This is a genomic window from Immundisolibacter sp., from assembly GCF_041601295.1.
Classification (GTDB): Bacteria; Pseudomonadota; Gammaproteobacteria; order Immundisolibacterales; family Immundisolibacteraceae; genus Immundisolibacter.
Genome location: NZ_JBFIII010000095.1, coordinates 1 through 11203 on the forward strand (window position 1 = coordinate 1; position 11203 = coordinate 11203).

Here is an 11203-nt window from a genome sequence, read left to right on the forward strand (position 1 = left end):
ACTCGCCCTGCAATACATAAAAGTCGACTTCGGCCATCAGGCGCCGACACGATCAAGCAGATACTGCAACAGCAGCCCCACGGGTCGGCCGGTGGCGGATTTTTCCTTGCCGCTCTTCCAGGCGGTGCCGGCAATATCCAGATGCGCCCAGCGCAGCTTGTCGGTAAACGCGGACAAAAACGCCGCCGCGGTAATGGTGCCGGCCTCGCGGCCAGCCACGTTCGGCAAGTCGGCGAACGGACTCCGGAGCTGCTCCTTATAGTCGTCCCACAGCGGCAGCTGCCAGGCCCGGTCGTGCGCGCTGCGGCCGGCGTCGAGCAGCGCGTCCATCAACTTCTGGTCGTTGCCCAGCAGGCCACTGGCGTGACCGCCAAGCGAAATCACGCAGGCGCCGGTAAGCGTGGCGATGTCGATCACCACCTCCGGCTTGAACCGCTCGCAGTAAGTGAGCGCGTCGCACAGCAGCAGCCGGCCTTCGGCGTCGGTATTGAGGATCTCGACCGTCTTGCCGGCCATGGTCGTGACGATATCGCCAGGCTTGACAGCATTTCCATCCGGCAGGTTTTCGCTGGTCGGCACCACACCGATCAGGTTCAGCGGCAGCTTCAGCAGCGCCGCTGCCTTGAGCGTGCCAAACACGGAGGCCGCGCCACACATGTCGAACTTCATCTCGTCCATGGTCGCCGCGGGCTTGATCGAAATGCCGCCCGAATCGAAGGTCACACCCTTGCCAACCAAAACCACTGGCGCCGACTTGGCTTTGCCCCCCTGGTGCTTGAGCACGATCAGCTTGGCCGGCTCCCGGCTACCCCAGGACACCGCCAGTAGGGCGCCCATGCCCAGTTCGCCCATTTGTGCCTCGTCCAGCACCTCGACCACGAGGCCGTGTTTCTTGGCCAATCCACGCGCCTGGTCGGCGAGATAGCCCGGCGTGCAGACATTGGCCGGGTGATTGCCAAGATCGCGCGCCAGGCGCACGCCCTCGGCCAACGCCTGGCCCTGCGCCAGGGCGGCTTCCAGGGGCTTGCCGCCCCGTGCCCGGCAGCCAATGGCCAGCGTCTTCAAGTGCCGGCGACCGGGCTCGCGTTTGTATTCGGTAAACTGATACAGGGCATGACTGGTCGCGGCAACGGCAGCACGCACACGCCAGGCCTCGTCACGCCCGGCGACGGCAAGCTCAGTAAGGTAGAAAGCGGCGTCGGCAGCGTGCAACTTGCCGAGCGCCGCCGCCGCCGCGGCGACGACACGCTGATAAGCCCCTTCGTCAATCTCGCCAGACTTACCGCAACCGACCAACAGCACGCGCTGTGCCGCCACGCCCTGCAGTGCCCGCAACATCAAGGTATCGCCAGGCTTGCCGCTGATGTCACCGGCCTTGGCAGCGGCCGTGATGGCGCCGCCACTGGCCTGGTCGAGCTGCTTCGCGGAAGGCGTCAGCGCGTGCGAGGCGTAAACGCCTACGACAACGCAGCCACGTGGCTCCTGCGATGCCGGCAGGCGGGTAAGTTCAAACTGCATGGGAATGCGGCTCCGCGACAGGAAGTGAGGTCATTCTAGCAGCGGCTGGCGGGCGTTCAGGATCGACCACCCGATGCGGCCAACAGTGCTCGGTAACCTTCCCGAAAGCCTGGATACAAAAAGCGAAAGCCGCTTGCCAACAACCGCACATTGCGACAACGTCGGTTCACGGCGGGCGGGGGCAACTCGACCATCGGCGGCGCCGGCAAGCGCAGCCACTCGGCGAGCTCGCACAGCAGGCGGCCATGGTCGGTTGGTTCACTGTCCACCCCCAGGTACAAGGGCGCCGGATCGGCCAGGCCCAGCAGATGCGCCACAGCGCGCGCCGCGTCGTCGCGGTGGATGCGGTTGCTCCAGCGCGCAGGTCCCGCCGCCCGGCTTGCTCGCCCCTCGCGCAGACTGCGCAGCAGCGGGCCTTCGCCACTGCCATACAGACCAGCCAGGCGCAGCACCAGGCCCGGCAAACCAGACCGGCGCAGCATGGCCTCCGCTGCCAGCAGGCTTGCGGTCTGCGGGTCACGGGCACCGACCGGCGAGTCCTCATCCACCCAGCCGCCGTCGTTCTGTGCGTAGCCGCGTGTGCTGGTCACCAGCAGTACGCGCTGCGGCGGCTCTGACATGGCCGCGAGCGCCGTCAGCAGGTTGCCCCAGGCGGTTTCGTAAACCGCGTGGTAAGCGGCCGGATCACCGCCATCGGGCGCGGCGCAAAACACGACTTGCGTGAAGGCCGGCAGGTCAGGCACGCCTGCGGCGAGGTCAACCGCCATGAGCTCAACACCTGCGGGCACAGTTTCCACGTGCCTGCGCAGGCCCACCACGTGCCTGCCCTGCCCTGTCAGCAGTCGACCGATGCGCTGGCCCAGATCGCCGTAACCGGCGATCAGCACGCTCAGGGTGTCGCAATCCGAATGACTCACAGCCAGCCACCGGTCCCGCGATGCCGTGCCCTGAGGTCAGTATCGTAAGGCTGAGTTACCCTTGTCGCTGGAAGGCGTGCACGGAACGCCGCGGTCCGGCCCACATGGGTCGACGACCGGCACGAACCGCATCCTTCCTGCCGATTACCGCACGACACGCGCGGCACCCTCGAATCATCAACCACGTGAGGAGCGTTCCATGAAGCTGTATTACTTTCCCGGCGCCTGTTCGATGGCGGCGCACATCGCACTGCGCGAAACAGGCCTGAATTTCGACCTTGAGAAAGTCGATCTCATGGGCGGCGGCAAGACTGACACCGGTGCCGATTTCTCCAGCATCAATCCCAAGGGATACGTGCCGGCACTGAAGCTGGACAACGGCCAGGTGCTGACCGAGGTCGGCGTGGTGTTGCAGTACATCGCCGATCAGAAACCAGCCAGCGGCCTGGCGCCGGCCGCAGGCACGCTGGAGCGCTACCGGCTCATGGAGATGCTGAACTTCATCTCCACCGAGTTGCACAAGAACTTTACCCCGCTGTTCAACCCGGCGGCCAGCGCGGAAGCGAAGGAGAACGCCTCCGCCAACATCACCAAGCGCATGGCCTACCTGAACGAGCAGCTGGCCGGCAAGCAGTACCTGTTGGGTGACACCTTCACGGTGGCGGATGCCTACTTCGGAACCGTCCTGGGCTGGTGCCAGTTCGTCAAATTCGACACCTCCGCCTGGCAGAACATCGGCGCCTACGCCGGCCGCGTGATGAGCCGACCGACGGTGCAGGCCACGATGCAAGCCGAAGGCCTGACCGGCTAAGCGCTCTGCCGCTTGGCCTCGCCGGGCTGACACGAACCGGACCTGCCCCATGGCGGGTCCGGTTTTTTTGTCTTGGCAACTGAGCCAGGCAAGCGCGGCATAGATCCGCGATTCCGTAGAGGCTCAGATTCCGGCAGCAGGGCTCGCCCAGCACCGCCTGTCTCACACGTCGCCATCACCTGTCGGCGACCGTGCGCAAGGTGCCGGTGTACGTCACGAATCAGACGCCCCAAACGCAGGGCTCTGAGGCAGCCGTTAGCCTTGACGACCGGCTAGCAACAGCCAGGGCCGCCATCGGCAGGTTTATGCAGCCTGTTAGAATGGCACCGGACGCCGGTACCGGCCCGTCCACTCCCCCCGCCATTCTCCGCGCAGGAATCGGTTTTGCGTTCACTGCTTCAGACCCTGGTTGCCGAGGCCCTCACGCGGCTACAGCAGGAAGGCGTGTTGCCCGCGCCGCTGGCCGTCACCCAGGTGCACATTGAGCGTGCCCGCGACAAGACCCACGGTGACTTCGCCAGCAACGTGGCGATGACGCTCGCCAAAGCCGCGGGCAGCCCGCCACGGGCGCTGGCCGAGCGCATCGTCGCCGCCTTGCCGGCAGCGGACGCGGTGCTGCGGGTGGCCATCGCCGGACCGGGCTTCATCAATTTTTTCATGCATCCGACTGCTCAGCTCGGCTGCCTGCTCGACATCCTGGCCGCCGGTAATGCCTATGGCTGTAGCCCGGTTGGCGCCGGGCAGCGGGTGCAGGTGGAATTCGTGTCAGCCAACCCGACCGGTCCGCTGCATGTCGGCCACGGTCGTGGCGCCGCCTACGGCTCCAGTCTCGCCAACCTGCTGGAAGCCGCCGGCTTCCAGGTGGAACGCGAGTACTACGTGAACGATGCCGGGCGGCAGATGGACATCCTGGCGATCAGCGTTTGGCTGCGTTATCTGGAATTCCTGGGCGAACAACTGCCGTTCCCGGCCGGTGCGTATCGCGGCGATTACGTACGCGCCATCGCCACCACGCTGGAACAACACGTCAGCGACGGGTTTCAGAGGTCTGCAGCGGCGGTTCTGGACGGCCTGCCGGCGGACGGCCCGCAGGGCGGTGATGCCGATCAGTACCTCGATGCGGTGATTGGCCGGGCCAAGTTGCTGCTGGGCGCCACCGACTATGCTCGCCTGCACCGCCATGGCTGCGACACTATCCTGACCGACATTGACGACGACCTGGTCGCCTTCGGGGTCACATTCGATCGTTGGTACCGCGAGAGCAGTCTGGTCGACAGCGGCGCCCTGGATCGCACCATTCAGACCCTGCGTGGGGCCGATCAGCTATATCAGAAAGACGGCGCCTGGTGGTTCCGCGCCACCGCGTTTGGGGATCGCCAGGACCGCGTGGTAATTCGGGAAAACGGCGAACCCACGTACTTTGCCAGCGACGTCGCCTACCACCTGGACAAGCTGGAGCGCGGCTTTGACCGCATCATCAATATCTGGGGCGCGGATCACCACGGCTATATGGACCGCATTCGCGCGGCGCTGTGTGCCCTGCGCGGCGATGCCGACCGGCTTACCGTGCTGTTGGTCCAGTTCGCAGTGCTGTACCGGGGCCTGGAGAAGGTATCGATGTCCACCCGCAGTGGGGAGTTCGTGACCCTGCGCGAGCTGCGTGAGGAAGTGGGCAGCGATGCGGCGCGGTTTTTTTACGTGCTGCGCAAGTGCGATCAGCACCTGGACTTCGATCTTGAGCTGGCGCGCTCACACAGCAACGAGAACCCGGTTTACTACGTACAGTACGCGCATGCCCGCATCGGCGCGGTGCTGCGACAGCTCGCGGAGCGGGGCCTGAAGTTCGACCTGCCCAACTCCGCGAACGAGCTTGCAGTGCTGGGCGAGCAGCCGGAACTCGAGCTGACTGCCAGCCTCAACCGCTACCCGGAACTGATCGAGACTGCCGCCCTGGCGCACGAACCACACCAGATTGCTTACTACCTGCGCGAGCTGGCAGGACAGTTCCATGCCTACTACAACAACCACCCGTTCCTGGTGGATGACGCCACCTTGCGCAACGCCCGCCTGACCCTGGTATCGGCTGTACGGCAGGTGCTGAGCAATGGACTGCGTCTACTTGGCGTTTCGGCGCCGGAGCACATGTGATGGCCAACAAACGACGCGGCGCCCAGCGCGCCGGCAGCGGAGTGATCTGGGGACGCGGCTTCATGACCGGCCTTGCCAGCGGCATCATCGCCGCGGCAGCCGTGTATTTTGTGGTGCTGAGTCCGGCCCAGCAGGCGGTCCCGGTGGCCATCGAGATGCCCAAGGACGACGTGAAGCTCAGCGGCCCCAAACCGAAATTCGAGTTCTATACCATCTTGCCGGAGCTCGAAGTGCCGGTGCCCAGTCAGTCGGCCGACACGGCGCGCCCGACGGCGATGCCGCCCGCCTTACAAGCGCCACCGGGCAACACAACACCTCCCGCGCCGGCGCCGCTCGCAGAGCCGACACCGCCGCCGCTGGCTGCCCCGGCGGCGGACGGGCGCTACATCCTGCAGGCCGGCTCCTCGCGCAACGCTGTCGACGCCGAGCGCCTGCGCGCCAGTCTTGCGCTCCAGGGCATGGTGGCCCAGATACAGGTGGTCAGCATCAATGGCGAAACCTGGCACCGCATTCGCGTGGGTCCGTTCAATACCCGGGCCGACGCCGAGACCGTGCAACGGCAGCTGCGCAACGCCGACATCACGACCATGTTGCTGGAACTGCGCACGCCCTGATGGCCCCCCGTTTTTTGCCTGCCTGAATTTGATCGCTTTCGGAGACCGGTCCACGCCATGATTACTCAGACCCCCACCCTGCACGCTTTCGTGTCCGGCCGCAGCGAGGGCTTCACACCGCTGAACGCTTTCGACGGCGCCCTGCTCGACGCCGGTGTCGGCAACACCAATCTGGTGAAAATGTCGTCCATCGTGCCGCCGGCCACCCGCGAGGTCGACGTGGCGGAAATGCACCTACCGCCGGGCGCGCTGGTACCGATCGCTTACGCGGCAATGGAGTCGGACATCCCCGGGTCCATGATCTGCGCGGCGGTCGCCGCCGCCTGGTCGCACGATCCGGCCAAGCCGGGCCTGATCATGGAGTACCACTCCCACGGCCACCGCGAGGATGCCGAACGGGTGGTACGGCGCATGGTCGAGGAAGGCATGAAAATGCGTGGCTGGGAAATTCGCGAGCTGAAATCGCAGGCTATCGACATGCAGGTGGAAAAAATCGGCTGCGTGTTCGCCGCCGTCGCGCTGTGGCACCACGAGGCCTGAGCGATGCCCGACGACACCTGGTACACCGAACAATGGGCCGGGGAAGGCAGCGCCATCTCCCTGGAAATAAACGACAAGATTCACGACTTCCAGTCGCTGTTCCAGCGCGTCGAGGTGTTCGAGACCACGCGCTTTGGCAAACTGATGACCCTGGATGGCCTGGTCATGGTCACCGAGCGCGACGAGTTCGTGTACCACGAGATGCTGACGCATCCGGCGCTGTTCACCCATGCCGCGCCCCGGCGGGTGCTGATCATTGGCGGTGGCGACTGCGGCACGCTGCGCGAGGTGATCAAGCACGACAGCGTGCAGCAGGTGGACATGGTCGAACTGGACCAGGCGGTCACCGAGGCGGCGGCGCTGCATTTCCCCACTTTGCACGCGGCCAGCTTCGACCCGCGCGCACGACTGTATTTCCAGGACGGCATCGCCTGGGTGGCGGATGCCGAGCTGGGCAGCTACGACGTGATCCTGATCGACTCGACCGACCCGGTCGGCCCGGCACAGGGCCTGTTCAGCGTCGAGTTCTACCGCACTTGCCAGCGCGCGCTGGCCGGCGGCGGCGTGCTGGCGGCGCAGAGCGAGTCACCGCTGTTCCACGCCGACCTGATCCGTGCCATGCAGCGGGACCTGAAAACCGCTGGCTTTGCCGATGTTGCCACGGTCGATTTTCCGCAGTGCACGTATCCGTCAGGCTGGTGGAGCGTCACCATCGGTGCGCGTGACGGGTCGGCCAACGCGTTTCGCGGCGAAGGCCAGGCCCGGACACCGTTTGCCAGCCGCTACTACAACGCTGCCCGCCACCGCGGGGCGCTGGCCCCGGCGCAGTTCATGATCGGCTAATCGCCGCCCTTTGAGCCCAATGAGGAGTCAGTACCGATGACGGCCATCAGACGCGTCACCAAGGCGGTGTTTCCCGTTGCCGGCCTCGGCACGCGGTTCCTGCCCGCCACCAAGGCCAACCCCAAGGAAATGCTGCCGGTAGTGGACAAGCCTCTGATCCAGTACGCGGTGGAGGAAGCGGTGGAAGCCGGCATAACCGAGCTGGTCTTCATCACCGGACGCAGCAAGCGCGCTATCCCGGACCACTTCGACACCGCCTACGAACTCGAAGCGGAGCTCGAAAAAAACGGCAAGACGGCGATGCTGGAACTGGTACGCAACATCACGCCACCGAACGTCACCTGCATCTATATTCGCCAGGCCGCGCCGCTGGGTCTGGGCCACGCGGTGCTGTGCGCGGCACCGGTGGTCGGCGATGCGCCGTTTGCCGTGCTGCTGGCCGACGACCTGATCGCCGCCCGCGACCCGGGTCTGCACACGGCCACCTGCCTGAAGGACATGATCGACGTGTACGAGCAGCGCGGGGCCAGTATCGTCGGCGTCGAGGAAATCCCCATTGAGTTCTCGCGCCGCTACGGCGTGGTGCGCCCGCGGCCGGCCGGCAACGGCCTGTACGAGGTCGACGACATCGTCGAAAAACCCGCCCCGGAAGACGCGCCGTCCAACCTGGGCGTGGTCGGCCGCTATGTGCTGACACCTCGCGTGTTCGACTTGCTGCGCAGCACCCGGCGGGGTGCCGGGGGCGAAATCCAACTGACCGACGCACTTGCTGAATTGATCAAATACGAGCGCCTGTTCGCTTACAACATCCCGGGGCACCGCTACGATTGTGGAAGCAAGCTGGGGTACCTGGAGGCGACCATCGAGTACGGCCTGCGCCACCCGGAGCTGGGTGCTGCGTTCAAGGAGTTCCTGCTTGCGCGCGCCACGGAGTCGTTTGAGCCGCGCCTGTGACCGATGAGCCGGCTGCCGAGGCGTGGGCGGTCTACCATGCCGCGGACTGCCTGTACGACGAGCCGACCGTACGCACGGCTGTCGATCGTCTGGCGGGCGAGGTCACTGCCACGCTGCGGGATAAGAACCCGGTCCTGCTGTGCCCGATGACCGGCGGCGTGGTGCTGGCCGGCCATCTGCTGCCGCAGCTCGATTTCCCGCTGGAGTTCGACTATGTGCACGCTACGCGGTATGCGGGCTCGCTCACGGGCGGCAAACTCAGTTGGAAAGTAACGCCGACCGTCGCCTTGTCCGGACGGCATGTACTGGTGGTCGATGATGTGCTCGACCGGGGTATCACCCTGGCCGCCCTGGTCGAGTTTTGCCGCCACCAGGGCGCTGCCAGCGTGCACAGTCTGGTTCTGATCGACAAGCGCTGTCAGCGCCAAGCGCCGATCGAGGCTGATTTCGTCGGCCTCACCGCGCCGGATCGCTATCTGTTTGGCTGGGGCATGGACTACAAGGGCTATTTGCGCAACGTGCCCGGCATCTACGCGGTGAGCGACCAGCCATGATCGCCATCATCGGTGGCTCCGGCCTCGATCACTGGTCTCGCCTAGACGGATTCGCGCCCACCACGCTGACGACACCCTTTGGCGACCCGGCCGCGCCCCTGTTGTGCGGCGACATCGATGGCGTGGCGGTGTGTTTTCTGCCGCGCCACGGCGCGGATCACACGTTGCCGCCGCACCGCATCAATTACCGCGCCAACCTGTGGGCGTGTAAAACCGTCGGCGCGCGCGCCATAGTCGCGGTGGCGACCGTCGGCGCAATCAGCGCACATATCGGGCCAGGCACGCTGGTACTCCCGGACCAGATCATCGATTACACCAGTGGCCGCGAGGCGAGCTTCTTTGACGGTACCGACCAGACCGTTCAGCACGTCGAGTTCACCGAGCCCTACGATGCCGTGGTGCGAAAGGCGCTGCACGACGCTGCCGTTGCCAGCGGCGTCGACCTGAGGGACGGCGGCACCTATGCCGCGACCCAGGGCCCGCGCCTGGAAACCCGCGCCGAGATCGACCGCCTGGAACGCGACGGCTGCCACATCGTGGGCATGACCGGCATGCCAGAAGCCGCCCTGGCGCGGGAACTTGCCCTGCCCTACGCGTGCCTGGCCTTAGTCGCCAACCGCGCCGCCGGGCGCGGCAGCAGCAGTCTGCTGGCTGAAATCGAACAGCACCTGGCAAGCGGCATCGCCTGCGCGCAAAGCCTGCTGTTGGAAGCTCTGCCCCAGCTCGCCGGGCGCGTCTGACCCGCCAAGACGCTCGGCTGAGGGGAACCCCTCGGTTTGCTGCGGCTCACCTGACACTGACCACCCACCGCGCAACGGCACTGGCCGTTTACGCCGTCGCGTCCATTCCACTCAAGAACCGCGCGCAGCGGCCGATACCAGCAGCAGGGGCTAAACCCGGCGCGGCGCACTGAGTGTGCAGCCTGTGTCACCCAGGGAATAAAACTAATGGGACAGGGCTCATGATTTTGCTGGCGAGCGAAGACACATCATTGATGGACCGGTGGGCGGTGGCGGTGGCTAGCCGCGGCACCCTGGTGCGTCGCGTGTCCCAGATGGACGAGGCCGAGGGCACACTGTCCGGGCGGCGACCCCAGGTTTTGTTGTTGGACCTGGCGTTTGGCGACCTGCGCGGCGCTGGCGGGGTCGCCAACCTCAATGATTTCAGTCCGGATACCCGCATCATCACCATGAGCCATCAACCCAGCGACGACGAGGGCATTACCATGCTTCGCGCCGGTGCCCGCGGCTACTGCAATGTTCATATCGACCCGCGGCTCCTGAGCAAGGCGGTGGAGACCGTGCAACTCGGTGAAGTTTGGGTGGGCCGACGCCTGATCGACCGGCTGGTTGCGTTGGTTGGGAACCCCGCGGCCGCCCGGGCCGACGCCGATGACGGCGTGGATCTGGACGCGCTAACCTCCCGCGAGCGAGAGATTGCCCGCCTCATCGGCGGTGGCTACAGCAACAAGATCATCGCCCAGCAGCTGGGCATTACCGAACGTACCGTCAAGGCGCATCTGGGGTCGGTATTCGCCAAGCTTGGCGTGCGCGACCGGCTGCAGCTGGCGCTGCTGGTGACCAACCGGGTTCGGCATGGCAACCCGGCGATAGCGCTCAGCTAGGGAACCGCTGATCTATTCGGCGGCTCCCGCAGCGCACGCAGTACCAAAATCGATGGCTGTACGCCAACGGGAAATCAAGCATTTCCGGTGCGCGCTGGGAAATTCAGAATGGGTTTATTCAGCGCTCCCCTAGCGGGCTCGCCCCAAGCGGCAGGCTTGCAGTACATGGCCAGGCTCCCATCCGCACCATAGTCCAGTAGCCTTGCGCCTGCCCAGAAAGGCATATTCACGTCCCATAAGGCCACCAAACGGTGGCAATACCGGGGCAGCAAACTGTGGAACAAGTCGGATCAATCAGCGCCGTATGCGGTCGGGTAACCGCGGTCGACATGGCTGGACACGCGCGCCAGTTACGGCTGCACGACCCGCTGTTCGGCGGCGACATGTTAATCGCTGCTCTGGACTCTGCCGCCAATGTACGTCTACTTTCCGGTATGGACCTGTACGTGGCACCTGGCTCGACCGCAGTACTGGATGCCGACGTGATCGAGCATGATGATGTGATTGACGACGGCAGTCTGCGTCTGCATGACGTGCTACGGGTTCTTGATCTGTTCAGTGCGTCCGCGCGTCGTTCGGTGGCCTGAACGACTCAGGCCTTGGGCGCCAAACGCCAGAGTTCCCGGTGCATGCTGCAGGTCGGTACACGCACTGCCTCCTGAACCGTGTCGAGCTCTCGC

Annotated in this window: 12 protein-coding genes; 10 read left to right on the forward strand and 2 right to left on the reverse strand. The window is 65.4% G+C overall.

The annotated features are described in order from the left end of the window. Positions 1-36 precede the first annotated feature (36 nt). Both ABZF37_RS11645 and ABZF37_RS11650 read right to left on the reverse strand, forming a co-directional pair. The gene (locus ABZF37_RS11645) at positions 37-1518 is read right to left on the reverse strand and encodes a leucyl aminopeptidase (protein ID WP_372720088.1); all 1482 of its coding nucleotides are present in this window, start codon (positions 1516-1518) and stop codon (positions 37-39) included. 56 nt (positions 1519-1574) lie between these two features. Further along, positions 1575-2435, reverse strand: coding sequence for an SDR family NAD(P)-dependent oxidoreductase (locus ABZF37_RS11650; RefSeq protein ID WP_372720090.1), 861 nt, complete (start codon positions 2433-2435; stop codon positions 1575-1577). Positions 2436-2634: 199 nt separating this feature from the next. Here ABZF37_RS11650 and gstA point away from each other — a divergent pair, with 199 nt between their 5' ends. The 10 genes from gstA to ABZF37_RS11700 all read left to right on the forward strand — a co-directional run bounded on the left by gstA (position 2635) and on the right by ABZF37_RS11700 (position 11110). Then, on the forward strand, positions 2635-3246 hold the full coding sequence (gene gstA, locus ABZF37_RS11655) for a glutathione transferase GstA (RefSeq protein WP_372720092.1): 612 nt from the start codon (positions 2635-2637) through the stop codon (positions 3244-3246). A 384-nt stretch (positions 3247-3630) separates the two neighbouring features. Continuing rightward, positions 3631-5394 carry an arginine--tRNA ligase gene (argS, locus tag ABZF37_RS11660; protein ID WP_372720094.1) on the forward strand — a complete coding sequence of 588 codons (1764 nt, stop codon included), beginning with the start codon at positions 3631-3633 and terminating at the stop codon, positions 5392-5394. Beyond that, complete coding sequence (locus ABZF37_RS11665) at positions 5394-6008, forward strand: SPOR domain-containing protein (RefSeq protein ID WP_372720096.1); 615 nt, start codon at positions 5394-5396, stop codon at positions 6006-6008. Before argS ends, ABZF37_RS11665 begins: the two co-directional genes overlap by 1 nt. 57 nt (positions 6009-6065) lie before the next feature. Further along, entirely contained in the window at positions 6066-6548 is a 483-nt protein-coding gene (locus ABZF37_RS11670) for a pyruvoyl-dependent arginine decarboxylase (RefSeq protein ID WP_372720098.1), read from the forward strand. A 3-nt stretch (positions 6549-6551) separates the two neighbouring features. Next, positions 6552-7391 (forward strand): polyamine aminopropyltransferase, encoded by an 840-nt coding sequence (gene speE, locus ABZF37_RS11675; RefSeq protein ID WP_372720100.1) that lies wholly within the window; start codon positions 6552-6554, stop codon positions 7389-7391. A gap of 36 nt (positions 7392-7427) precedes the next feature. Next, positions 7428-8345, forward strand: coding sequence for a UTP--glucose-1-phosphate uridylyltransferase GalU (galU, locus tag ABZF37_RS11680; RefSeq protein WP_372720102.1), 918 nt, complete (start codon positions 7428-7430; stop codon positions 8343-8345). Beyond that, positions 8342-8899 carry a hypoxanthine-guanine phosphoribosyltransferase gene (locus ABZF37_RS11685; RefSeq protein ID WP_372720104.1) on the forward strand — a complete coding sequence of 186 codons (558 nt, stop codon included), beginning with the start codon at positions 8342-8344 and terminating at the stop codon, positions 8897-8899. Before galU ends, ABZF37_RS11685 begins: the two co-directional genes overlap by 4 nt. Then, entirely contained in the window at positions 8896-9639 is a 744-nt protein-coding gene (locus ABZF37_RS11690) for an S-methyl-5'-thioinosine phosphorylase (RefSeq protein ID WP_372720106.1), read from the forward strand. The genes ABZF37_RS11685 and ABZF37_RS11690 overlap by 4 nt, the downstream gene beginning before the upstream one ends. 221 nt (positions 9640-9860) lie before the next feature. After that, positions 9861-10523: a LuxR C-terminal-related transcriptional regulator gene (locus tag ABZF37_RS11695; RefSeq protein WP_372720108.1), complete on the forward strand. Its 663-nt coding sequence runs from the start codon at positions 9861-9863 to the stop codon at positions 10521-10523. Between the two features lie 275 nt (positions 10524-10798). Then, positions 10799-11110, forward strand: a complete 312-nt coding sequence (locus ABZF37_RS11700; RefSeq protein WP_372720110.1) for a hypothetical protein — start codon at positions 10799-10801, stop codon at positions 11108-11110. Positions 11111-11203: the final 93 nt, after the last annotated feature.